The organism is Pseudanabaena sp. CCNP1317 (genome assembly GCF_034931345.1).
Lineage (GTDB): Bacteria > Cyanobacteriota > Cyanobacteriia > Pseudanabaenales > Pseudanabaenaceae > Pseudanabaena > Pseudanabaena galeata.
Genome location: NZ_JAYGIF010000163.1, coordinates 1 through 24,990 on the forward strand (window position 1 = coordinate 1; position 24,990 = coordinate 24,990).

General features: G+C 39.6%; 17 protein-coding genes and 1 pseudogene. 5 read left to right on the top strand and 13 right to left on the bottom strand.

Going from position 1 to position 24,990, the window contains the following annotated elements:
- Positions 1-223: 223 nt before the first annotated feature.
- Positions 224-1,219, top strand: coding sequence for a hypothetical protein (locus VB775_RS25485; protein WP_323217104.1), 996 nt, complete (start codon positions 224-226; stop codon positions 1,217-1,219).
- Positions 1,220-1,300: 81 nt separating this feature from the next.
- Here VB775_RS25485 and VB775_RS25490 read toward each other — a convergent pair whose 3' ends face one another.
- The 11 genes from VB775_RS25490 to VB775_RS25540 all read right to left on the bottom strand — a co-directional run bounded on the left by VB775_RS25490 (position 1,301) and on the right by VB775_RS25540 (position 14,883).
- Positions 1,301-1,543: a DUF4926 domain-containing protein gene (locus tag VB775_RS25490; RefSeq protein ID WP_281009476.1), complete on the bottom strand. Its 243-nt coding sequence runs from the start codon at positions 1,541-1,543 to the stop codon at positions 1,301-1,303.
- Positions 1,544-1,697: 154 nt separating this feature from the next.
- Positions 1,698-2,858: a hypothetical protein gene (locus VB775_RS25495; protein WP_281009477.1), complete on the bottom strand. Its 1,161-nt coding sequence runs from the start codon at positions 2,856-2,858 to the stop codon at positions 1,698-1,700.
- The gene (locus VB775_RS25500) at positions 2,812-3,189 is read right to left on the bottom strand and encodes a type II toxin-antitoxin system PemK/MazF family toxin (RefSeq protein ID WP_281009478.1); all 378 of its coding nucleotides are present in this window, start codon (positions 3,187-3,189) and stop codon (positions 2,812-2,814) included. The genes VB775_RS25495 and VB775_RS25500 overlap by 47 nt, the downstream gene beginning before the upstream one ends.
- Positions 3,186-3,443: a hypothetical protein gene (locus tag VB775_RS25505; protein ID WP_281009479.1), complete on the bottom strand. Its 258-nt coding sequence runs from the start codon at positions 3,441-3,443 to the stop codon at positions 3,186-3,188. Before VB775_RS25505 ends, VB775_RS25500 begins: the two co-directional genes overlap by 4 nt.
- A gap of 155 nt (positions 3,444-3,598) precedes the next feature.
- Positions 3,599-4,129 (bottom strand): hypothetical protein, encoded by a 531-nt coding sequence (locus VB775_RS25510; RefSeq protein ID WP_407073014.1) that lies wholly within the window; start codon positions 4,127-4,129, stop codon positions 3,599-3,601.
- Positions 4,130-4,315: 186 nt separating this feature from the next.
- Complete coding sequence (locus VB775_RS25515) at positions 4,316-6,310, bottom strand: hypothetical protein (RefSeq protein ID WP_281009481.1); 1,995 nt, start codon at positions 6,308-6,310, stop codon at positions 4,316-4,318.
- 123 nt (positions 6,311-6,433) lie between these two features.
- Positions 6,434-6,841 (bottom strand): hypothetical protein, encoded by a 408-nt coding sequence (locus VB775_RS25520; RefSeq protein WP_281009482.1) that lies wholly within the window; start codon positions 6,839-6,841, stop codon positions 6,434-6,436.
- 130 nt (positions 6,842-6,971) lie between these two features.
- Complete coding sequence (locus tag VB775_RS25525; protein ID WP_281009483.1) at positions 6,972-7,898, bottom strand: Rpn family recombination-promoting nuclease/putative transposase; 927 nt, start codon at positions 7,896-7,898, stop codon at positions 6,972-6,974.
- Positions 7,899-8,002: 104 nt separating this feature from the next.
- Positions 8,003-9,484: a hypothetical protein gene (locus VB775_RS25530; RefSeq protein WP_281009484.1), complete on the bottom strand. Its 1,482-nt coding sequence runs from the start codon at positions 9,482-9,484 to the stop codon at positions 8,003-8,005.
- A 265-nt stretch (positions 9,485-9,749) separates the two neighbouring features.
- Positions 9,750-10,160, bottom strand: a complete 411-nt coding sequence (locus VB775_RS25535) for a hypothetical protein (RefSeq protein ID WP_281009485.1) — start codon at positions 10,158-10,160, stop codon at positions 9,750-9,752.
- A 73-nt stretch (positions 10,161-10,233) separates the two neighbouring features.
- On the bottom strand, positions 10,234-14,883 hold the full coding sequence (locus VB775_RS25540; protein WP_281009486.1) for a UvrD-helicase domain-containing protein: 4,650 nt from the start codon (positions 14,881-14,883) through the stop codon (positions 10,234-10,236).
- Between the two features lie 94 nt (positions 14,884-14,977).
- On the opposite strand from VB775_RS25540, the gene VB775_RS25545 reads away from it, so the two are divergent.
- Together VB775_RS25545 and VB775_RS25550 are read left to right on the top strand one after the other, a co-directional pair.
- Positions 14,978-15,343: a FitA-like ribbon-helix-helix domain-containing protein gene (locus VB775_RS25545; RefSeq protein WP_281009487.1), complete on the top strand. Its 366-nt coding sequence runs from the start codon at positions 14,978-14,980 to the stop codon at positions 15,341-15,343.
- Positions 15,340-15,762: a type II toxin-antitoxin system VapC family toxin gene (locus tag VB775_RS25550; protein ID WP_281009488.1), complete on the top strand. Its 423-nt coding sequence runs from the start codon at positions 15,340-15,342 to the stop codon at positions 15,760-15,762. Before VB775_RS25545 ends, VB775_RS25550 begins: the two co-directional genes overlap by 4 nt.
- A 43-nt stretch (positions 15,763-15,805) precedes the next feature.
- Here VB775_RS25550 and VB775_RS25555 read toward each other — a convergent pair whose 3' ends face one another.
- Positions 15,806-20,260, bottom strand: a complete 4,455-nt coding sequence (locus VB775_RS25555; RefSeq protein ID WP_281009489.1) for a hypothetical protein — start codon at positions 20,258-20,260, stop codon at positions 15,806-15,808.
- 29 nt (positions 20,261-20,289) lie between these two features.
- Positions 20,290-20,511, bottom strand: a complete 222-nt coding sequence (locus VB775_RS25560) for a hypothetical protein (RefSeq protein ID WP_281009490.1) — start codon at positions 20,509-20,511, stop codon at positions 20,290-20,292.
- Between the two features lie 208 nt (positions 20,512-20,719).
- Here VB775_RS25560 and VB775_RS25565 point away from each other — a divergent pair, with 208 nt between their 5' ends.
- Both VB775_RS25565 and VB775_RS25570 read left to right on the top strand, forming a co-directional pair.
- Positions 20,720-21,478 (top strand): HAD family hydrolase, encoded by a 759-nt coding sequence (locus VB775_RS25565; protein WP_281009491.1) that lies wholly within the window; start codon positions 20,720-20,722, stop codon positions 21,476-21,478.
- A gap of 709 nt (positions 21,479-22,187) precedes the next feature.
- Positions 22,188-24,990 (top strand): annotated as a pseudogene (locus tag VB775_RS25570) (hypothetical protein); the annotation flags it as partial.

Sequence of the window (24,990 nt, forward strand, 5' to 3'; positions counted from 1 at the left end):
TGGGGCATGGATAAGATCTTTTGTTGAGGAACTTGAGTATCTCATCTCTTGTCCCTTTTATCCCTCTTGTCTCATTTTGAGACTCTATGCCTAGCAACCTTTCTCAGACTTTTCTGCACCACTAAGGCTAAGGTGGTTTAATCCTTACGAAATTAGCCCCGATGAAAAATTTATAGTCATAAGCCATGGATCGACAAAAATAAAATTATTCAGCCTGCCTGATATGAAGCATTTAAAAACCTTAAATGTTAAAGGTACAATTAAAAATATAGTAATTAGCCCAAATAGCCGTATCCTAATAGTGACATTCTTTAATGTACACAATGTTGGATTTGATATATGGAATTTACCTAGTGGTAAGCATTTAAAGACAACAGTTATAGCTACACATATAATCAAGGATATTATTTATATAAAAATTAGTCCAGATAATCGTTTCTTGGTTGCTAACGTGAGAAGTGGTCACTATGGACACTACTTTTGTATATGGAGTTTACCTGATGGTAATTGTCTAGAAAATTGTTTAGAAGCAAATAATCGAAATTATTCTTCATTCTTGAGTACATCTTTCATAATAAGTCCAAATAATCTCCTATGTCACGGTTACAGCAATGGTAGTGTTTGTTTATACAACATAGAAAACGGCTCATATTCAACACTTAGTGAGCATACAGGTTCTGTTAAATATTTTTACGTCAGTTCAAATAACCGTTTCTTAGCATCTGTTAGTGACAATGATACTATTTGTTTATGGAGTTTACCTGATGGTAAGCATATAACAACTCTTTCAGGGCATACAGGCTCTATTGGATCTTTGGTTATTAGTTCAGATAACCGTGTCCTAGCATCTGGTAGTGACGATAATACTATTCGCCTCTGGAGTTTACCTGATGGTGAACATCTAACAACTCTCTCAGGACATACAGGCTCTATTGGATCTTTGGTTATTAGTTCAGATAACCGTGTCCTAGCTTCTAGTAGTAACGATGGTACTATTCGCCTATGGAACTCACCAACAGATATTCCAATCAATCAATTCACTCCCAGAGATATTATTGAAATCGAACGAAAGTCTAAAGATTCTAGATTAGAAGAAGGCACTCGTAACGTTTTCAAATTCACCCTTGCGCTAATCCGCCTCAGACAAGAATTTGACATCGACATCGAAGACACACCAAATAACATTCCCTATAGCGAATACGATATCGAAATTGAATGATGTTCCATCATTATTGACAAAAAAGAGGGGAAGCAAATTTCAATCTACTTTCCCTCTTTTTCTAGCATCTACCCATCTCAATCAAGCCGCCACAGCATCCAACAAAGAAACCTCTGGCTCAAAACATAGCAACATAATTTGCTCTCGGCGCAAGCCCACCGACTGATAAGTACGCCCATCAGGGTAGCAAAACTCCACCTCAAAAGCATTCCCATCACCCAAAAACTCCACCACAGTACCCACCTGACCATGTTTCAAACCATATTCAGGCAAGTCAACCGTCAAAGCCACAACATCAATTAAATTAATTGTCTTGGGTGTCATAATCCAATTCCTCCCATATCTATAAGGGATAACAAGTCGTCAATTTTGGGATATCTGATTCATATTTAATGATCTAACCAGAATTATCTAGTAAAGTCATAGTACAAGAACAAGCCTTCACAAAGCAAAAACTTGCTCCCATACTTTACTCAATTTAGAACAGTTGAAGCTGTTCTCTTTGTTCATTTACATTCTTCTGTGGAATCACAAGTTGCTTACCTCCTCTTTCTAAAAGCATGAATTCAGACAACGGCTTGAATACTTGCGGTTGCAGAAACTGCAAAAGCCGATCGCCATTCACAGGAATTTCAATCTCAACAGTGCTAACAATCTGCGCGATTTGTTCAAGCCAGTTATCAGCGTCACCTGATACCCAATCCTCAAACTGTCTCGGCAACAATGCTTCGACGATCGCTGTTGATGGTGGTTCCAACTTGGCGACGATAGAATCACGTTGCCAAAATATCTCTCTTGAGTCAGTCAATTCCTTATCATCAAGATTAAGGTCTTGATCGTCATTATCCACAGGTGCTTCGTTAGCAATTACATCAAACAGTTGCTTGAGAAACTCTAACCGATTTGCTTTTTCATGGTATGTCTGAAGTTGATCGAACGGCTGACTGACTCGCTTTTGCAAGATTGGTAGTTCTTGCCGATCGCGTTCGAGAGTTTCTTGGGCAGTAGTCAATTTGGCAGCGATCGCATTCCTCACCACATGCAGAAGAGAACTATGCGGATTGTGGCAATCAACATTAAATTCATAGCCTGAACTAATGCTCATACCAATCGAGCCATTGACCTCAGAGCCAAATCTGCTCAGATATACATTCAGTCCTGCAAATTGTCCAATTTGGATTTGAGTTAACCGATAGCTATCTCTCAGCTTTTGGAATTGTTCAGAAATATGATCGGCTATCAGCACAGCTTTATCCAACATCACACCGCGATCGCTGATGAATTGCTTCAGGTTGGCTTTGGCGACAGTGGCTAGGTCTGTTTGAATATGCTGAATGTTGGCAGGATGGTTGGTATTTACCATATCAGCTAGGTACTGAATCTTGGATTTGTCCCTAAACTGCGTATCGTTATAGGCTTGCAATTGCATTCCTAGTCCTTGCAATTCGGCTTCGAGGGTAGCACGTTCCATAATCAGTGGATCGCCCGATGCGATCGCTTTCATTTGGGCGGCGTTGAGGACAGTCTCATCAATGTCTTCGATAGTGCGATGGGTGCGATCGCCCGATATCTTTATAAAAGGGGTGAAACTTCTAATCAGGTTCCATGATTTGCTGAAGTGATTTGGCGATCGCTGCATATTCTTGAGTGGTGAGACTACCTCGATATGCCACGATACGAGAAATATCGATGGCGCGAACTTGATCCAATAGGGCAATTGATGGTGATTTTAAACCAGCGACACCAGCCGCAAATCGTATATATAAATGGGGATTGATTGCAGCCCATTCTTGTCCTCGATCTGTTGTCATGGGTACAACAAATACTAGTGGAAAGCGAAGTTTCCCTAATCGGCTTGGAAGTCCTACGACAATTGCGGGTCTGTAGCCTTCTTGCTCTCTACCGCTAGGATTTTGGCTAGGAAATTTTACTGTGATGACATCGCCAATTTGTAAAATCTGTTCTGTCATGCGCCGATCTCGATTTTTCCTGTTTCTGCGATGAATTTAATGGATTGCCCTTCTTGGAGTTCTCCTTCTTGCCATTCGTAGGGTTCATAGTTATCCAAACCTGATAGTTCGCTCTCTAACCAATCTTGATCTTCTTGAGTTCGAGGGTTTTCAGTTTGCCATACCAGATAGTTTAAGAAGCTAAGAACTTCTCGTAGTTTATCGTCAGGGATAATCTCTAAGCGTTGTGCTATTTCATTTTTAATTGCGTTCATAGTGCTTTTCCTTATTGAGAATAGAGATTGCTTAAATCTAGTGCTTGTGTGTGATATTGATCGCGTTGGTTGATGAGGGCAATGATGAATGAAGTATCAATGAATATTTTCAAGGTTCTATCATCGTGTATCAAAACTATATTTTTTTACAATCATTAGCCATGAATTGAAATCAACTTGATAAAATCAATTTTTTTGATTTTCGATTGTTTTCTTTTTGATTTTACTCCGCAAAAATCAAAAAAAATATAATCCATTGAATATGACACTAAAAAAGTATCTATTGGCACTTTATAAGTAGAACATTGAAATGTAATAGTATTCGATCTTCCAAATTTTTCAATTAGTTTCAAGAAGCTATCAATATCACCATTTCTGGCAGATTCAAAAAGCTCTATATCTCTATCAATTTTATCTTGGATTAAAAATTTATCTAATTCGCGAAGAGTTATAGGCTTTTTTATAAAATTATTAATTTTTGAATATATGTACAACTGTTTACAATTAGCTAATATGCCGTTTTCGCAAGAATTCAAGTTTAAATAATTGAGTAACTGATATTCAAAATTTAAAACATCAACATACTGACTTTTCAACTCAATTATCAAAACTGGACTATGAGCAGGTTGAAAGTCTTTGATATTATATTTCTGGTATACAACAATATCTAAATTCCTATATTCCACTTTGATTATATAGTTGTCAGTGTTAATCTTAGTAAATTTAAGTAGATATAAGATTAATGCTTGCCTTACTTTTTCTTCTGGGTATAAAACTATTTTTCTTTTTCGGATTACACAGTCTGTGTAACTAACATTATCAATTAAGTATTCATAAATCTCAATTGGCTTGTCGAAGCAGTTTAAAATCATCTATTTAGAAACAAAAAAATCTAAGATCATTTCAATAGTGTTTTTCCATTCTTTCTCAGAATACTCTTGCAGAATTCTATTTGCAGATATACCCGTATCCAGTATTTCTAATTTTCTGCGTAAAATTGTGCAAACATCTTGGTTGTAACCAGATCCTTTTCCTCTTCTATCAATTAATTCTCTCCAAAAAACAGAATTTTCATTATTACCTCTTAGGAATGACTCTATTTGACGACCAACTCTACTGATAAATGCATCATATTGAATTTCAAATTGTTTTTTAATTTCAGGAGTCAAACTGTCTATTTCTTTAAGTGAACTACCTAATTCATTAATTATTTGTTCTGCCTCATTCTTCAAGTTTTTCGTAAACCTCTTTAACATTTCATTCTCATCAGTCCCCTCTGCTACTACTTTTGCATCAAAAAATGTATCAAATCCTCTTTCTTCAAAAGTACCTAATCTTCTATGAATAGCATCTTTCGTATTCCAAGCCTTATACTTTTCCGAATAATATTCTACATATTTATCAATAAATTCTTCATAAATAAAACTAGGAACTCGCTTATCTAAATTTTTAATGTCTTCAAGCCTAGAAACTGCAACTTTTATTAGTTCAACTTCCTGTTCTGATAGGGTCTTTCCTTGCTGCATTAGCTGAAAGCTATTTTTAATTTCATATACTTCATTAATTAAGCCATCTTTTCTGTTTTCAATAATATAATTTATAGCAAAAATTACTTCAGCTTTCATGTCCTGAAGATCGTTTTCATCATAATCTCGTTCCATTCTGCCTTTTTCATCATAACATTGAAGCGCATCGTAAAACAGAATATTATCTTTAACAAAGTTCAGATTTAGTCTATTAAAAACATCTTGTATAATTCCCTTTTTGATTTCTATTCCTGCTTCTCTAGTTCCATCTCCATCGTTTTCTTTTTCGGGTTCCCCTTTATGTGGCATGACAAATGTGACAAATCTATTTTCGTATTTTTTTGAATGCTGACTTAAAAAATACTTCATCAATTCACGAACATTTGTTTCAGGTGAGTCATTATATGTAGAGGTAAAGAGACAAATTGTATCTTCTCTTTCAATATAATCTCTTAAGTCTGGTCTTATTGGATTTTCATCTATGCCTTTTGTATCAATGATCGAATCAAAAAGCCCCAACTCGGATACACCAAAGATTTCACTATTAATGTAAATGAAAATTTTCTTTGGGATAGAAAAAGATGGGATATCAGCTTTATTAACTTTTTCAAAGGTTTCTTTGAGCCATTGCTTCGGATCAACCAATTCAGGACAAAAAATTCTACTATCTGCCTTGTCATAGAATCTGTTATCTAAACTTGCATTTTCAAACGCATATTCCTTAAATTCTTCCAAGGAAAGTTCTTTTGCTTTTTCTTCTGCCAAATCAATTGTTTTTGAAGTGATTTTGCTATCTTCTTCTTTAATTTTTCTTGTGGTTGTATTTAGTTTAGTTATTGAACGCAAGGCTCGTCCCATTTCAACTGAAATTACATCACTCTCTGACTTGTCGTTATAAAAAGATTCACAAAAATCAGTGATCAAGAGTTCTAATTTTTCTCTGTCATAAGGATCAATTTCAATATATATTTCTTTATCTGATTTGATAATTACTTCACTTATTGTTGTTCTACCAGATGCAGTTGACAATAAAGGTTCTGTAACTTTTATAATTCTTTTTCCCTTTTTTGTCTCAACATTTTTCTCAATGTCATGAACTAGATTAAATAAATTACATATAGCTGTTGTTTTACCAGCACCAATTTTACCGATAAATACAACTTTGTACTTATCAATATCTAAAATATTACTTATTTCATCTAATCTATTAAGCTTAGAAAGCAACGACTTTTTTCGTATGTGTTCAAAGATATTACTTTTGTCGTCGTTAATATTATTAATTGCAAGTTGAACTTCGGTTTTCAACTCAGAGATTGAAATTTTACTTTTATCTAAAACCATACTGTTTTTTTTTGATTATTTTTACTTGAATAATTGTAACATATCTCATTAGTTTTTATTGAATCCAAGTTGCTACCTATCAAAAACAGCCTCAAAACAGGTTGACAATAGCCTTACCTAATCCTAAATAGCGCTGTTTCCATAGCCTACAAACACTAGAATGTTGCACGCTGGTTCGACGATTGATCCCCCCGTAAAGCCAATATCGTTGAGGAGATCCCGTATGGCGCGGATTACTTCAAAGCTGGTTTGATAGGCAGTGGCTGATTTGGCGGCTTGGATTTCGGCGGTGGTGAGCAGTTGGCAAAGTCTTTCATAGCAACGATATTGCCATGTGTTCCCCTGATGGTTCGCTCCCACCCAGATATCGGTGAGGGTTCCCCATCCTGATGCTTTGGCTAGTTCTATTTGCTGGTCAGGTTCGCCAATCTGGATGGATTTCGAGAGGGCGATCGCCTCTACTGTTGCTTCGGCTTTTATGCGTAAAGAACAATCAAAATGCTCTTCAATTTCTTGGGTAATTTCAAACATAGGGTTTTGTGCTTTTGGCAAACTTTCAGTTGTTATGCGTTTGTTCTTGAGAACGGGCGCTAGCCATAGGCAAAAAAAAAGACAAGACTTTAGCTGTCCTGCCTTTTTTTAGTATTGGTTCAAAAATCCTCTATTTAGTTTTGCCTTGAGTTTTTAGCCAATCACTTAGGTCAGCAATCGCCTCTAAGTCAAATAATGCTTCGGCTAGATTTTCTAGCTGTTTTGCCGATAGTTTATTTACCTTGCCCCGTAAACTTGGGCTAATCTGTCCAAACTTGCGATTGAGCAGCCGCAATAGCATCGTAGCTTGCCCCTTTACCAGTCCGCGCTTCTCGCCTAGCTTCAAACCTTTTTGTTCACCTAGCTGTAAACCACGTTGCTCACCTAGCTGTAAACCACGTTGCTCGCCTTCTTCTTTTGCCTCTTGATATACACGGGTCTGCTTTAAATCGCTGTATGTAAACATTGCCTCAATCTCCTGCCGACTAAGTTTCGGGAATTTATACACCAACACCGTCTCTATTAATTCTAATACCTGCTCTTGAATTTCGGGATCATTTTCCTGCTCAATTTTATCGCCCAATCGTCTAGCCATAGTTACGGCTTGACTTTCAGTAGACAAGATTAGCTGAATAATATTGATCGCAAAGGAGTCCGTCTCCCGATCTACCAAGTCTTCCAAGTACACTCTTTGTAACCTTTGACAGTTGAGCATCTCCTGCACATGGCTTCTTGGCTCTGGCTCATAGCTACGCCTCGCAAAGATGGCGATCGCTTTCCAATCCTGTTCGGGACGGTATTGATTCAAATACAGATATATTTCCGATAAGTACTCCCAGTAAAAGTCTTCCTTTTGCTGAAATTGCACCTCGATTAAATATATCGGTTTGTCTTTCGCTTTTGGAATAAATATTCCATCAAAGCGAAAGGCTTTCTCTTTCACTTCCACTGAGCTAAATTCATAGCCCTCTGCTTCCGAGATCGGGCGTTCGATTAGCTCAAATAGCAAGCTGTGAAAGGCGTTAAATAATTGGTAAAAAAGCGTGTCAGTCCTCATAATTACTTAGCCTAGCAAAGTTTTGACCTTGTGCAAATTGTTTTTTGTTTTTCATAGAATAGAAACTAGAGAGAATAAAGCGATCGCTTTATTCTCTCTAGTTTCTAGGCTGCGACCAGTTCGCAAACTATGGTCTTTTGCTGGGTAGTCAGGGATGCAATGTATTCCCCAACGATGACTTTGGCAGAGTCCTTGGCGACTAGTCCTAACATGTATGGCTTTTTCCTGCTATTTCTCACGACTTCAATTTGATATCTACCATCCTGCTCACGTTGAGATACAACAATGGAAATACAGGCGTGTTCTCCATTGCCTGTCCATTTGGTTGATGCGAGTTCTCCATACTGCGCTCCGACTACTTGCAGTCGCATGAGTTGGTTGTCATGGAGGCGATCGCATACTTCGGGCAGAAACATATTGAAGACAACACTTGCAGTGCCATGATCGCCGTTGTGACTGGCTTGCCACATGGCGGCACTACAGGTTTGAGCGGTTTTCTCGCTTTTCTCCCGTAGTTTCTCGCCTAAGCCTTTTGCCCATTCCACGGCGGCGCGGAGGATTTTCTTCCGTGATTCCCGATCGCTTGATAGTTTCATTCCTTCCCTAATCTTGCTGGTATATTCATCGCGGCGGGCGATCGCTCTTTTGTAGAGAATCTCGCTTGGTTTGACAAATAGTTCGCGGAATTCGAGTAGGGTACGTTCGTGTAAATCTACAGGTTGCCAGATCGCATTCACGGATTGAATCAGGAATGATATCGGGTCGTTGTATTCTCCATTGGCTACCAAGGTTCGTGCGGGCATTTTGCATCTTTGTTTAGAATCGTAGTAGCTGCCATATACGCCTTGCTTCTTGCGATCGATCAGCCAATCCAGTTTCGGTAAGCTTTTGCCAACTTCATCTAGAAAGGCTTGGTCATGGCTGAGGTCGGATTTAAGCCGATCTACGGCGACTTGAACTTCTTGGGCTAAACCTGCAATGTACTGATGATGCCCTGTAGCCCATGCGGTGGCTAGGTAATAGGTGATCAATCCAATTTGGTTTTCGGTCGATCTTAGGGCAACTTCGGCTAATGTGCCTTGCACTGCTACTTTGTCGGGTTTATAAGTGGTGGGCTTGATGTGGTGTTGACGGATTTCTTTGGCGATTTCAGGTAGTTTCTTGACTGATTTCACACAGAAGGTATCACCGTCAAAGTCCATGCCACAGTAGTCACGCGCTTCGTCTGGGTTGACATACATGGTTCCCTGTTGGTTGAGTCCTTTGATATGTTTGTTTGTCCAGATTTGCAAATCGTTGCGATCGCGAATGGGATAGCGAAATCCGACATATTCGCCTTGTGACAGTTCAGGAATGCACATTTCCAGTTTTCCTAGTTCTGGGCAGGGCTGTGCCATGAAACTGGAGAAGTTGATACCGCCACTGGTAGCGAGGGTTAACCAACGTCTTCTTACTAGGTCTTCAATCTTTCTTACCACGTATGGATGTTCTAGCAGTTGTCCATAGATGTCATGTTTGAGGATTTCCGATAGGATTTTACCATCGGCTTCTTCTTCGCGTTCTTCTTCAGGTTCGTCTACTTTCACCCATTGTTCGGTTTGTACTAGTTGGCAGAGTTGTTTGACATCGGATTGGGCTGCGACTAATGTTTCGGCTTTAAGTTGGGTAATTGGTAAGACATCATGGGCGATCGCTTGTTGGCTGAACCATTGCCAAACGGTATAGGAGGTCTTGACGCTACGCTTTTGGGCGAAGTTGACGATTCCTAGTTGAGGGCGGCGATCGCCTGTTTCTTGTTCTAAAAAAAAGATCGCGCTTTTGTAGAGGGGTTTGTTCAGTTTGATAAATAGTTCACAAAAGTCTTTCTTCTATTTCTAAGCAAGGCAAAACCACATAATGATGATCGCCTAAATAAACCTCTCGCAAATTTTCTGATAGAAAATCATCATCACGATCAACCTGAAAAATCGTATATCCTTTTGCTGTAATTTTTTGATTCAGGTGCTTTTGTAGAGTTCTCTTTCCTTTCTCAGATAAGATAGTAATAGCACCAGATTTACTATTTTCATCAAGGTAGCTACAGCCAAAAGACCAGCAAAAAGATTCTTGCTTAAATATGAAATCTTTCCAGTTACAGGCGTAATAATTTATGCGGTCTTGTCCTCTAATAATGTATTTGTGACTTAAATGCAAATCTTCAGGTTTTAATCTAAGTACAGGACAAAAAGCTTGAAATGCTCTCCCAGTAAGGATTTGGCTCAATAAGCCCGAAAGCTTTACTTAGTAACGATTTCAGGGGATTTTGGCGTTCTATTTTTGATTTTTTGTCCTGTACTTAGGGTTTTAATATAAGTTGGTAACGAATAGATTGATGATTCAAAGAAATTGTTGGTATTTCGATTTTAGATACACCTGAATTTAATTCGCTATTACTTAAAATAGACATTGCAACTAAAGCAGGATCATTTTGCCTTGTACCTTGTTTAAAAAGAATCGATAGAGAATCTTTTGCCCTTGTAAATCCTACATAGAGTTTTCGAGTAGAACTTTCATAACTGTTGTTACGATCAACTCTATCGCCATCTTCTAGAACAAATACATGAGCAAATTCTGAACCTTTAGCACTGTGGAATGTAGAAAGCACAACCTCTTCTGGTCTGATAGTTTTTGCCTCTTCTAAAAGATAAACAATTTCCTCTTGAGTAATATTTTTGCAGTTATCTAAGGTTGCTAACAGAGACTTCCATGCAACATCTTGATCGCTATAGCCAAGCTCTAGTCGAATTTCCTCTAAGTGAGCTATTGGAGCATCAATTAGTAGATTCAGATCTTTCCTAAGATGTTCTAAAACCTTTTGACCAATTAGGCTATTGGAAGGACGCAAATTCTCTGAGTTGTCATAGAACTGATACGGAATACCAATCTCTTGCAAGAAATGTTGAAGAAAACGTAAATCGTTCCATCTATGAGCTAATATTGCAATCTCATTGGGTTTTATTTTTTCATGAGAAATTAATTTGTCAATTCTATCTGCCATCCATTTAGCAGCATGGTAAAGATGGGAATATTCTCCCCATAATATTTCGCCAATACCATCATCAGTACGATGAGCATAGATTTTTCCACCTGTTTGATTAATTTGATTATTAGGAATTGCTTTACTGATAAACGCATTCGTAAAATCAACTATGGCGGGAAGAGATCGATAATTTGCCAAGAGACATCTTTCGGGTTGATCCTGTATATCCCAATCCCTGCGGAATTCGTTAATAAATTTATTGCTACTTCCAGAAAACTCGAATAGATTTTGGTTCGGATCACCTACAGCAACTAGAAAGCTATCCTGCTGCTCATCTTGATCTTCATCCTTTCGGAAATTGCCTAATAGCTTCACGATTTTATATTGCAATTCATTAATATCTTGATATTCATCGATCAGTATGTACTGATAATCAGTTCCATTTTCCTGAAGATGAATAATTAATTCCTGTAGTAACCAAGCAAATTTTGCATCTGTACTTGCATTTCTACCAATGCTCTCTGGAGCGTCATTATGCCTCACCCCTGTTAATTTAGAAGCCAAAGCATGAAAAGTAAGTGCGTCAACTTGTGAACCCCGCGCCCCTAAAATTTGGTATAGCCGTTTTCTTACTTCTGCTGCCGCCGTGCGTGTGTGAGATAAGACTAAAATCCTTGACGGTGATACGCCACTGATTGCAATTAAATGAGCAACTCTGTAGACTATAGTTCTCGTTTTCCCCGAACCTGGTCCTGCCAAAACTAGCAAAGCTCTACTAGTATCGTCTTTGACAATTTCCTTTTGAGCATCACTGAGATTGTTAAGTATGTCACTAATTATGGGCGGACTACTAATATCTACATTAGGAAAATATTTCTCTTTAAAACTATCTAAATTCATTAAGAAATAATCTTTTAGGACTGCTATTCTTTTTTTGCTATCTTCATACTTTAAAACTTCTCGAATAGCATGGACACGCTGAAATTTTTGTTCATAATGTTGACGGAGAGGTTCATATATAGATTTGCTCCAGTTTGTCCTACTGCCTTTAACAACATGATAAAGCCTGTCACAGTTAGAATCCCCCCTACCTAGCATAATTAGACCTAAGCCTTGCATTAAGTTTAATATAGGCATAGGATTTACATCAACTAAATAAGTATTTTCTAATTGCAACTCAACTTCTGCTATATCAATAATTTGATTGTCTGTTCTACTCCATTTTTTTGCATCAAAAATTTGACTTAGAGCTATTTCTATTGTCTCAACACGGCTAACGGCAACATTACAAGCTTCCGAACTTACTTTTATCCAATGACTAAAGGATTGATTGTCATTAAAATATAAATTAATAGTGTTACGACTCTTTCTTTCGTACTTAGCAAGCTTTAGCTTTGTGAGTAGCTTTAAAGCATCATTTAGTTTGAAATTAAGATTATTGTTTCTAGATGAGATTTCTTTTTCCAGAGATTCAATACTATTGAGACGAATTAGATTTTCCTCTTCAATGAAGATTTCTCGTTCTTGCAGGTCTAGTAAAAAAGCCTGTGTTCTAGCAAAAATATCCTTGATTCTTGTTTTGACTTTCTTCTCGGAATACTTAAAAGCAATCTCGTAGCGCCAAGAAATTATTCCAGATTTTACTAACTGACGTACATTATTGATTATTTTAGTGGGATACATTGGTATAGACAAAGCGGCTTCTTGAACATCCAAGTTGATAGCATTATCTTTTTGCTTAATCCCAATTTCTTTAAGATACTGAACTAGATTCTTTGATGCTGATGGAATATGACTGGCTAATGCCATATCATTATTTAACTGGATATATAAGAGACAAGGACATGATTCTTCTTCCCTGAGCAGATTCCCCTCTTCCAATTGGTAGAGTACAGTTCTTGTTTGAGTCGCCAGAATCTCTGGATCATCAGACTCAAGATGCTTTTCTAGATCTAATGTACTTACCCAAGCATCTCCATTTCCTTGCTTTAATTTTTCTTTAATTACACCCCAACATCCTTGCATTGCCTGAGAACTAATTTGAGACTTATTCTCTTGATTAAATGTACGCTCAAAGTCTTCATTGTCTTGAAATAGATATGCTTTACCTTGTTCTCCTTGCTTACGAGCCAATCTCCCAATCTCTTGTAAATAAGCTTCAGGAGTCGCTGGCGGCGCAATGTGGATCACAGTATGAATACCTTCTCGATCTATACCCATACCAAAAGCATTTGTCGCAACTACAACATCTAGTTGTTTATTCTTAAATTTTTGCAGTATCTCTTGCTTTTTTTGTGCTGTAATTCGACCGTGAAAAGCTGCCGCTCTCAAATTTGTGCGATCGCAAATAACTTTTGCATATTTCTCAGTCTCTTTTCTGAAACGCGCATAAACAATAGTTACTCCATCAGGATGTTGATTATGCTCTATTTCTATGATCGACAGCATATTATCCTGTCTGTAATTTTCAGAAACGCTTTCAACATGAGTTGTAATTTCCTTGCGCCATTGAAAATATTCTTTGTTTCTAGGAATAATCTCCAATTTCCCAGTAAAAAGCTTTCCACTTCGCTGATCTGAATTAATTTTTTCTACTTTTTCTTTTAAATCTTGGATCACCTTATCTGTTGCTGTTGCTGTGACAAATCCCCAACGACAATCATGGATTTTATTTTGATAAATTTGTTTGATAATTCCTGCAATTCGCATAAAATCAGGACGGAAATCATGTCCCCATTGCGAAAGAGTATGCGCCTCATCTAGTACCCATAAAACTGGCAAACGATGCTTCAAAAGTCTCTGAATAGTTGGCTGACGCAATCTTTCAGGAGATAAATAGAGAATATCAACTTTCCCTTGCCATAGGTTATCGATAACTTCTTTCTGTTCATTAAGACTCTGTGTACCTGATAATAGAGCAACTCTATCAACATAGTTAGGATGCCGTTCCTTTAATTGTTCCTGCAAATTTTGAACTTGATCTATCATCAAAGCTTGCAGAGGAGAAATGATAACGGATAGTCCTCTCTGATATTTTGAAAAAAGTAGTGCAGGAAACTGAAACGTCAAACTCTTACCACCACCAGTTGGTAAAATTCCCAATGGAGTTACTTCTTTACTCAAGAATGCTTTGACAAGTTCTAATTGGTTATCCCGAAAACAATAATTATCGCCAAAAAAGAATTTTAATTCTTTATCTAACTTAATATCTAAGAAATAGTCTTGTGATAAAAAAGGAAAAGTAATGGCTTCAGCTTCTCGAAATTGAGGAAAAGTTTCTTCAACCCATTTAGGGCGATGTGCCAGAGGTTTATCAAGATGGTATAGCCAATTTAAAAATATAATTATTCCTAAATTATTGATATTTGGCTTTTTAGGAATAGTTTCCACATATTTTTGCAGTGCCTTTATATCAGCATCAGGAAATTTTTCTTCAAGATTTTCCCAATCATTTAGCAACTCTCCTTCAGAGATTAAAAGTAAAGGATATCCATCTGGTAAAAGTTGCCAAGCCCAATAGCAAACTAAAGGAGGTAAAGCCTTGCTTGATTTTTTGATTTTTTGATAAAGCTCAAAACTTTCCCAAGCATCTTCTGAAGGATTTGAAAATCCAAGTTCTTGGCGATATAGTTTACTAAGTTTATGGGTTTGTTCTCCGATTAAAAAAAGAGCAGATAGCTCAAGGGTATCGCAGATTTTTATATCAAGAGATGATGGTAATTGCTTACCAACACTTTTATAGAGTTTGGGTAAATCATGACGACGTATATTATGTCCAAGAATAATTCTTGCATCAACGATTTTCTGAAATATAAGACCTGAAGCTGATGTTTTTAAATTTCGATTATGGTAATTTTCTCTAGAATCTATTAAGGCGATTTCTGAAAGTTTCCACTTGCCATCTTCTTTTTTCTTCCTCTCTATATCCAAAAGCAACCAGCCTGTAGGAATATCACTAATCTGCATTATAAAATCTGTTTATTGAGAATTTAGAAACTTAAACTATAAACTAACACATTTTTTATCACACAAACTATTTTAACTGGCGACTGCATCCGAGATGAGGGCATTGTATTGGGGCTTTGATTTAGGCGATCGCAGAGAGTTCAAGCTTACTTGTTTGGTGGCAATGGATTGTTATAATTTTAATGACACCTTTCTATTACTCCCAAGTGCCATGTCAACCATCACCATTCATCAACTAGAGCCAGACATTGCCCAACAGCTAGAACAACGCGCCGCCCAACATGGGCGCACCATCGAACTTGAAATTAAAGCAATTCTCAAAAGCGTATTAGCACCCAAAAAGCCAAGCAATATTGACCTCGCTACCGCCATTAATAGACGCTTTGCAGACTTTGGAGACTTTGAAATCCCCGAAATTCCTAGAGAACCCATGCGTCCCTTACCAACATTTGAGCTATGAAGATTGTTCTTGATACCAACGTCCTGTCAGAACTGATGAAGCCCCAAGGTTCGCAAACAGTTAAATCTTGGGTTGCTGCCCAGCCTAGAGAAAACCTATTTACCACCAGCATTAACCAAGCCGAGATCCTTGGAGGCATCGCTATCATGCCAGAAGGTAAACGCAGCAAAGCTTTACAAGAATCTGCACAAGCCATGTTTACCGAAGACTTTGTAGGACAGATTTTATTTTTTGATTCAGATTCAGCAAACTGTTTTGCTCAAATTACCAGCGATCGCCGCAAAAAAGGTAAACCAATAGCTCAAGCTGACGCTCTGATTGCCTCTATATGTCTGGCTAATAATGCAGCGATCGTCACTCGCAATGTTGACGACTTCCTAGACTGCCAAATCACAATCATTAACCCTTGGGACTTATAAAATCTAGCCTCTTGATCTACATCAAATTTTAGCCATACCCTCACTACCTTTGCTCTTGTCTCCCCTTTTGGTTTTCAGCAATAACTTTAAGGGCGCGATCGACATTCTGAGCATCTTTCACCGTCACCTGACTCTGAGCAATTTCTAAACCCTTTTGCACCAGCAATGGTACATATTCGATATTTCCCTGCTTCAAGGCTTTTGTATCTAAGGTCAACGTATCTGTAGACTGCTCCCACGTTGCCCTATATTTACCTTCATTTCCTTTGCGCTCAAATACAAGATTCCCATTCTGAGATCCCACATATTCGCTCGGAGTAGCCAATACTTCACGCCACTGTGATGCAATGTGCTGACTCAGTAACTGACCATCCTTAGACATCGCTTGCTGTGATTTTTCGGATATGCTCTCACCTGCAATGATTTCTTGGATGCGATCTACATATTTCTCGCTCTTACCCAGATATTGAGCAGTTTCTCTCCATGCTTCTAGTTTCTGAATATCAGCAACAATGGAATTTGTGGCTCTCTCGATGATAGGAAATGGCACAATTTTACCATCGACATAATCCCCCAACGGCTGAAAGTGCATTCCCCATGTATTGCTATGTCCTTGGAATGTCAGTAATTCCTTAGCCCCATGCTTTTCCATACTCACCCATTGTTTCTGATATTCCCCATCAGTCAACATTTCCTGTGAGATTTTGTATTGTTTTCCCACTTGAAAGGCAACTTTCTGTTCTCCTGCATAGGCGATCGCAATATCTCCTTCCTTAAAGTTATAGGCGGCATAGGGTTCAAATCGCCGCGTTGTGTGAGATCTCCCATGTCCGCGCATTGCTTCAATACAAGTATCCACGGGCAATCGATTCACTTCTCCATGCATCTTCAGGGGATAAACCATCTGGATTGGTTTACCCATTATTTCTACTGGTTTTTCTAGCTTTTCTCTCTGGATAGAAGTGACGATACTAACTTCAGGAATTGCCTTGTCTTGATTCTCAGATTGGATTTCTAGGCGATCGCTAGTCTGAGTCATAACTGGAATCGGAGCCGATGTAATTGCTTCGCGATCTCTCATAGGATCGTATCGGACTCCCATTGCGGCAAGATTCTTCCACGTTAACTCTACTAAACTAGCTTTGACTGCTTGCCCTTCATAGAGATAGGTAATTCCATTAATCCTGCCGCCAGATTGCACTTGAGCTTTAATCCCAACCTGTTCGGCAGCTAACCTTTCCACAAATTCAGTCATGGTTGGTTGGTTCTCAGATGCTTTAGCGATCGCTTGTTTCAGTGCAGGAATAATTGCATCAAGGTTGACCGCTTGCTGTACTCGCTCTGGTGACAGTCCATGCCATATTTCAGGCAGTTTCAGAGAATTGGGATCGAGTACGATGTCAGCATCTTTCTTAGTCGCCGAAAAGTTAATATTTGCTGTAAACTGCGTACCGATTGGCATATAGGCTGCATCGCTGTGCAGTACACCCATATTTTTCCAGCGATCGCCTTCTTGAACCTGTAGCACCCGCTTATCATAAATCGGACTGTCGGGGTTAGATTCTATACCCAGTCTGCATACTGCACCTTCATCCTGTTGCCATTGTTTATCTTTCAGTTCATTGGTTTCATACTGCAAGCCAATGATTTTGATTTTATCAATCCGTAGTTCTTGCAGTCGCATGGTCACTACCTCAGTAAACATCTTGCCCGCGATCGCTCGGTTATTGTTGTGCCACAGTGCCGAAGCTCTACTTTCTCGCTCTGGTTCTGGAATCGCATCACGCTGCACTTCTAAATACTTTTCTGCATTGGCAAACTTGTCGTCTATGTCATTTCTGGATATTCCTAATTTGAACTCAAGTTTTAGATTGGCAAATATTTTGCCCGTTTCTAGGGTTTTGCCATAGGCATCAATGGAGGCGGGTGATATCAGTCCGATGTCCACCTTATTTTCTTGGTCAATAATCGCGACAGCTTTGAATGGGTATAGCTTTTCGGTTTTCCAATCTTTGTTTTTGGCAACCTGAATATCGACACTAGCTCCTATTCTTGCCATTTCCCAGATTGGTGAGTCACCATCGGGATTAGTGCTAATCAGGCTGACAATTTCGATGGTGTTGCCTTTAGCAGATGTGGCAGTTAAGGCAATACCTTCTTCATGTTCTAATCTGCTACGGCTGGCGACTGCATCAGAAATTAGCGCATTGTATTGGGTTGATACGCTCTTTGCCCATTCTGTCTGAACAGGTGTATGGCTATCTTTTGGGAAAATATGGTCAAAGCGGTTGTAGTTGCGATCGCCAATCAGACTATATTCTTGATAAATCTGGTTAGCTTGCTCTACCATCCATCCGACAGGATCTTGAGTATTTGTCTTGATGCCCTCAGCACCAATATAGGCATAGGTATTGTCTTTGCCCTTAATCCATTCTACTTCTTTGTATTTGGCTACTTTCTGACAAAATTGATATTCATCTTCATTGACTTTTCTAGCACTTTTGGGCGTATCAACAGCGCGTTGCAAGTTCACCGCCGCCAGACTTTCTAGATGCCAAATCAGTCTCTCTGTCTGCGTTAAACCTGTTTCTACAGCTTTTTCTCTTTCAGGCTCAGGTAGTTTCGATATGGCAGTAGAAGTCTCGCTGATTTCGACTATTTTATCGCGCCACTCATCATTGAGAATGCGAAAGGGCTTCTTGATGTCATTATCTTCAGCAAGTAGTTTTTTGAAATGCGTACCAATGTTCTGCAAATATGCCAACTTTTCAACATTAGGAAGGTACTGAGTTTCCCACCGTAAGGCTTCCAACCTCATTCCTAAATTGGCAACTCGACCTGTGGGATTGTCAGCAGCATTGACGGCGGCGCTAGCAATGCTGACAAATCCATGTTCGAGATCGCGGGGAATCTTCTTTTCTTTTTCGACTTGAATTGGTTTGTTCTCTGGCAGATTCTTATCAATGATTTCTTGGATTAGGGTTGGATACTGCTCAATGGTTTTCTGGGAACTGGCTTCCTGTACAGGGGTTAGTTGACTGGGAATTATGCCCACGCGATCGCCGTCGAAGTCGATAACCAGTCGTTTCGCATCATTTGGATTGAGGTAGCAGACTCCTCTCTGCATATAGGCTTCAGGATCTAATTCACGCAGAACCGTGAGGTTATTCGTAAATACGTCAAAGTTGGCGGCATTGGCGACAGGACTGCGATAGATGGCAACTTCAGATCCATCGGGTAGTCCAGTGAAACTGACTTCACCTTCTTGTAATTGGTTATGGGGTTGGGCGATTGCGCTAGGGACATATAGCCCTCCTGTGGCGACTTCTTGCCATTCGCTTTGGAGGAATTCTCGCAGACGTTTAGCGATATCTTCCATTTCTAATACTTGGCAATGACCACCATCAATTAGGTCAGCTTTGAGGATGTCATACAGCCAATCTTTATATTGTTCATTTACTGATGGGTTGTCTGGCTGTTCAAAGTTATTAGCTTTCGTGTTTTCTTGAATGCTCAAACCTAGTTCTAACGCTAGTTCTGGCTCAATGATTTGATAAATGTTATCGCGCTCTACTGTTTCTTCTTGCCTTTGCTGTTGTCGCTTTTCGTGGCGCTCTATATATAGTTGCGCTACCTTGCGTGGGTCGGATTGGGCTTCGGCTAGGCGTTCGGCTTTGATTTTGAGCTTGGGTAGCACGTCTGCTTGGACTCCTTCGGGGAAGAAGACTAGAGCTTGGGTTCCCAGTTTCTGTTCGGTGAATTTAGCATCTTCTTTTCTTGCCCAGAAGAGGCTGACTTCGTGAATACCTGTAGTGGTGGTTTTGTTGTCGCCTTTGATGCTTGATCTGGCAATTATGCCATCAACTTCTAGGGCTTGACATAGCAAACTAGCCCGACATGTACCTTTGAAAACACCTTGCCATTCGGGTACTCCCGCCCGAAATTGAAATGGACGGTCTGGTTCTGCTTGCAGTTGGTTAGCGAGATCTGGGGAGATCAGACTATAGCAATCTCCAAGTTTGCTGGCGATCGCTCCCATTGCTTTGTCACTGATGGTGATTCCATTACTGAGAATAATGGGCTGCTGTCCCCAATTGGCGGTGTATGTTCCTGTGGCTGGGTCTTGACTTAGGGTTTCATCATCAATAATCAGGATTCGGGCGCTTTTTTTGTAGATGGAGGTCTTGGCTTCGGATATGGGGATGCTGCCGTAGGCGACAGCATCACTGTGATTGGCGAAGATTTCTTGGCTGACTTTTTCGGCAATGGCGCGATCGCCAAAGTAGGCGCTTCGACCATTGGCAAGGATCATGTGCAATCCTTGCTCTTGCAGTCGTTCTATGTCTCGGTCAGTGATGCCATCGTACATTTTACCGACAGCAAGTTTACTAGGATCTACCGTGCTTCCAATCTTCAGTTCGAGGTAGGTATGTTCGACTGTTTTTGTTGGTATTGGTAGCTCTTGCCCTGTTTTGAGGTCAATTTGTCTAAATTTCATAGCATCGGTTCATAGTTAGTCCGCTCTCTCTAAAAGTCAAAGTCAATTTCTGATTCTTGTGGATTTGGTGTAGTTTCGGCTAATTTTGGCTCTGCTACTTTTGCCTTTGTCGGTTTTGGTGCTGCATCTTCGTCGTACAGGGAATATCTTGATTCATAGCGTCCGATGTCGTCAAAACTGGCTAGTCCTTCGCTCAGTAGTTCGTCGTAGGTATAGCCTGAATTAATCATTGCGCCAATATTTGTTCTCATTGATGTCTCTCCAAATTTATTTGTACGGAATTGAGTTTTTAGTCAAACAGCTCTAAAATATCGGGTTCAGGGATTTCTCTCTTGTCAATATTATAGTGACTGGAAATAGGAATTTCTTTACTCGCGAACAATCGCTAGATTTTTTGTCAGATTCTTTACGATATATTAGAGCCGCTTTGGCTTTTTTCTGAATTTAATTTCATCTTCTATGCCTCTATCGCCTATAAATTCTTCTGATTTGTCCGACATTCGCTTGATTGCTTCCGATGTTGATGGCACTCTTACCCAAAATGGAAAATTCTCATCTAATTTCATCTCCACTCTTCTGGATTTACAATCAGCAGGAATTAAAATCTTATTGGTGACTGGTCGCTCGGCGGGTTGGGTCAGTGCTTTGGTGAATTATTTACCTATCGAAGGGGCGATCGCTGAAAATGGGGGAATCTTTTTACAGCCAAATGGAAACCAAGATTTACTTTCTTCGGTTCCCAATTTGTCTAGACATCGCATTCTACTAGAAAATACTTTCCATCACATTAAGCAGCTATTTCCAAATCTTCATCCTTCTGCTGATAATCAGTTCCGTATTACCGATTGGACTTTTGATGTCGATAATTTATCAACTGATGATATTCAAGCCATCTCTTCCCAATGTCAGCAAATGGGTTGGAGTTTCACTTACAGCAATGTTCAATGTCATATCAAACCAATCCATCAAGATAAAGCTACTGGTTTGCTTTCGGTTCTAAACAACCATTTCCCTGAACTAAATTCGCAGCAAGTTCTAACCGTTGGCGATAGTCCCAATGATGAGGCGATGTTTAATCCTGATCTATTTCCCATCTCGGTCGGGGTAGCAAATGTTCGCCATTATCAAGACAAAATGCTGCATTTACCCAAATACGTTACTCAAGCTTCTGAGTTTGCTGGTTTTTCTGAGTTGGCAAAATTATTACTGCAAACGTAAATAGCGGCGCGAAGCGCCGCCTCTTATTTTTTGGAAAGCAATTACAATTTAGCGATCGCCTCTCATTAATAACAACTGCACTAGTTGTAAGGCTTCATAAATCGCCGCCACTATATACGACTAATCCGCCGCATTCAGCAAAGTGGAAAACCCTCGAAATATTATCAATACTGAAATCACGCATGGCTCCAAAATAGTGTCCCAGATGACAGTTTTGTGACTTGCCAGCAAAATTCAGGCAGAGGTTACTAAAATTTTGATCTTTTATAGATCAGATCTAGAGCGATCGCTGTATGCTTAAATTGCAGTTTTTTATCTACAGGAGATTACTTAGTTAGTTTTCCCCTTCAAACACAAAAAAGCCAGTGACTTCCACCTCACCAGCTTTCTTGTAAACCCGAAGGTTTTTAAATTTAATATCCAGGAATGGACAGATGTTGCTTTTAGACGGGCAATTTTGTTCAGCGCTTTCTTATATCTTAACGCAAGATATAAGTTTAGCAACAGTTTTTGCTGCAAATTTTTAAAATTTTTTGCAAAAACCAATAATTGATTATTGAACTGAATTCAAAAAGTCTGTTTATTTCCTGATTGAAATCGCTACAAACCTTACAATCAGGACAATCTAGATGTTTTTAATTTTGCAACTCTTGCAGGCGCAGATCTTTGTTGAGATCTCCCTTAGCAAGCTCATCGGAGGTCAAAAATAATGATCTCCCTAAATAACCAGTATTCTTCCCGAAAGTTTTCACCAACTAAATCAAATAATCCTTGCCCGATCTGCGATGACATCACAGGAAAATGTCGAACTGCTTCGGATAATCAAGATTTTGTTCTGTGTATGACTCATCCCAGTGATGCCGATCTGCCTGATTGGAAATACCTGGGCGAAACAAATGGCAGTTACTTTGCGGGTAAGTATGTTAGAAAGCGCCCCGAATCTGAGTCGGATCGTCAAGAGCGTCGCGATCGCAATTTAAGACTGCGGATGACTCAGCAAAGGGCAAAACGGGATGGTTTGGCTAATTTGCCTGATGCTGCCCAACGAGATCGCCTCTATCAAAATTATTTGCAGAAACTTGATTTAAACAGTTTAGATAAGGCTGATTTAGAAAGTCGTGGCTTATCTGAGCTAGAAATTCAATATTTAGGTGCTAAATCAACTAATTCTGGCTATATTCTGCCAATTAAGAATCCTGATGGCAAAATTCTCGGCTTCCAAATCCGTTTACGCTATGCTAATTCAGGACGCTATCGTTGGCATAAGCCTTTTGGGATATCGGCGCAACAACAAAATGGTGAGTTGCCTCTGGCTTTTCATGGTGATATTCAGGTTGATTGTCAGCGTGTGGTCTTGGTTGAAGGGACAGGAGTTAAGCCCTATCTTGCTTCTAAGTTACGTGGTTGTGTAGCGATTGGTGCTTCGGGCGGTCAGTTTGTAGCTAGTAAAGAAACTTTACAAACTTACTTTGACGAAATTGGGGCTAATCCTGAATTGACTCGGTTGGAATATGCGATCGATGCGGGGGATATTGCTAATCCGTCCGTGATGCGCCGCCATGAGAAAAATCTCGATTTTCTGGCTGACCTTGGCTATACCATTGATGTTCTTTGGTGGGGTCAGGTTTCTAAAACTGATGATGATATTGATGAGTTGTCTAGTGGGGCATCGATTCAGCTTTTGACGGTTGAGCAGTTTTTCCAAATTGCTAATTACCAGCCCAAACCTAAGTTTTCGCCTCTCCAATGGTTGAAAGATAAGCTTTTCCCCAAGAAAACTGCTAAGGGTTTTACTAATAAATCTGACAACCCAAAGCGATCGCTTCAACCCGTCCTACCCCAATTTGTATATGAGGCAGGCGCAAGACTTAAAACTTGGCGCGATTCATTATTAACTCACAAACATATCCTTGATGCTTCAGCGACTGGTACGGGCAAAAGTTATGATGCGGGGCGTTTGCGTCCTGAGTTATTTGATGATGTTGAGCGGATCATCTATATATCTAATGATTCGCGTAATGTTACTACTCCCACTTTGCAGGATTGGGAGATTTTGCCTGCGCGTCATAATGGCTTGACTAATAAATCGGGTAAGTTGCGCCGTGCTAAGTCGGGTGAGTCTGTGCATACTCAGGCAAATTGCTCTCGGACTGGCGCGATCGCGGCTTTGCGGGATAAGGCAATTACTGATACAAAAGTCATTTGTGAAACTTGTCCTTTACTCAATGCTTGCCGTGGTTCTTCGGGTGATGGTTTTGGCTTTAAACATGAACGGGCGATCACGTTTAATTCTAAGATTTTGCGATCGCATCCTGCGAGTTTGCCTAGTCCTACTGAGTTTGATTATTCAAAAACTTTGCTTGTCTGGGAGGAGGTTTCGGAAAGTTTGACCACGATGCGTCAAATCTCGGTTAGTCGTGAGGATGTGGATCAGGCGATCGCTTTGCTAACTCGTTCTCATCTTGACCATAAGCAGCAAATTATTGATGTGCTGAATAAATTGCATAGGTTGTTGGGTGATAAGTCTTACTACGGGCTGGATTTTCATGGGATTAAATCGGCTATTCCTGAAGTTATTGATACGACTTTGCTGGCGGAGTTGCTGAAACCAGACCTATCAATTCTCGATACGGTTGATGGAATTGCCGATTCTGAGTTTGAAAATGCTAAGGGCAAGGATAAGCAGGAGTTGGCTAAGCTTCATGCTTTGCTCAAACGAGAAACTACTTTCCATTCTGATGAAATTAGGCAAAAGATTGACCGTGAGGTTTTGAAGCAATGGCTAGTAGAGTTTTTGGATATTCTCTCTGGGGCTATTTCCCACGGCGATTTACATATTCAATATGAGAAGTTGACGGTTTCTTTGGCTGATTCGCGTTTGCGTGATATTGCTCACAAGTCGTCAGCTAATCTTTATCTGGATGCCACAATGGATGTTACAGATCTGCAAATGCGTCTCGATACTCCTGTCCATACGATTAAGCAATCGGGTGATTTGGTGATGCCGAAGATTTTTCAGGTTAATAATCTGGGGCGTTTGGGAATGCAGCGTCGTGAGGAGAAGACGGCGAAGGTTGAGGCGATTATTGCTCATCTTACTAATCTTGATCCCACTACTAGGGTGATTGATTTTAAAAAGTTTGCCAAAAGTCAAGATGGTTTCTGGTTCCGTGATTCCCGTGGCTCTAATGATTTTAAATCTGCCAAAACTTTTGTGATTGTGGGTACTCCTTGCGCCAATATTGCGATGCTGCGTGCTGACTATGTAGCAATGACAGGATTACACCCAGTTGATAAAGATCCTGATTTTGCGACGTTTGTCGATCGCCATATTCTGGCTACGGTTATGCAGTGTTTTGGTAGGAAGGCGGGCGATCGCTTTCAGGATGGTGATGTTATTTACTTTTTGTCGGATTTTAATCTGGGTGATATGCCCCATACGCTTATTAAATCTGGTGATATCACTGCCGATGCGATGTCTAATTTGGAGCTTTTGCAACTCAAGGTGGCTC

Bases quoted from the DNA above. Each gene is read 5' to 3' on its own strand.
- VB775_RS25555 (WP_281009489.1), bottom strand. From the start codon at position 20,260: ATGAAATTTAGACAAATTGACCTCAAAACAGGGCAAGAGCTACCAATA.
- VB775_RS25560 (WP_281009490.1), bottom strand. From the start codon at position 20,511: ATGAGAACAAATATTGGCGCAATGATTAATTCAGGCTATACCTACGAC.
- VB775_RS25540 (WP_281009486.1), bottom strand. From the start codon at position 14,883: ATGCAGATTAGTGATATTCCTACAGGCTGGTTGCTTTTGGATATAGAG.
- VB775_RS25515 (WP_281009481.1), bottom strand. From the start codon at position 6,310: ATGGTTTTAGATAAAAGTAAAATTTCAATCTCTGAGTTGAAAACCGAA.
- VB775_RS25565 (WP_281009491.1), top strand. From the start codon at position 20,720: ATGCCTCTATCGCCTATAAATTCTTCTGATTTGTCCGACATTCGCTTG.
- VB775_RS25490 (WP_281009476.1), bottom strand. From the start codon at position 1,543: ATGACACCCAAGACAATTAATTTAATTGATGTTGTGGCTTTGACGGTT.
- VB775_RS25550 (WP_281009488.1), top strand. From the start codon at position 15,340: ATGAAGATTGTTCTTGATACCAACGTCCTGTCAGAACTGATGAAGCCC.
- VB775_RS25500 (WP_281009478.1), bottom strand. From the start codon at position 3,189: ATGACAGAACAGATTTTACAAATTGGCGATGTCATCACAGTAAAATTT.
- VB775_RS25505 (WP_281009479.1), bottom strand. From the start codon at position 3,443: ATGAACGCAATTAAAAATGAAATAGCACAACGCTTAGAGATTATCCCT.
- VB775_RS25545 (WP_281009487.1), top strand. From the start codon at position 14,978: ATGAGGGCATTGTATTGGGGCTTTGATTTAGGCGATCGCAGAGAGTTC.
- VB775_RS25495 (WP_281009477.1), bottom strand. From the start codon at position 2,858: ATGCAGCGATCGCCAAATCACTTCAGCAAATCATGGAACCTGATTAGA.
- VB775_RS25485 (WP_323217104.1), top strand. From the start codon at position 224: ATGAAGCATTTAAAAACCTTAAATGTTAAAGGTACAATTAAAAATATA.
- VB775_RS25525 (WP_281009483.1), bottom strand. From the start codon at position 7,898: ATGAGGACTGACACGCTTTTTTACCAATTATTTAACGCCTTTCACAGC.
- VB775_RS25520 (WP_281009482.1), bottom strand. From the start codon at position 6,841: ATGTTTGAAATTACCCAAGAAATTGAAGAGCATTTTGATTGTTCTTTA.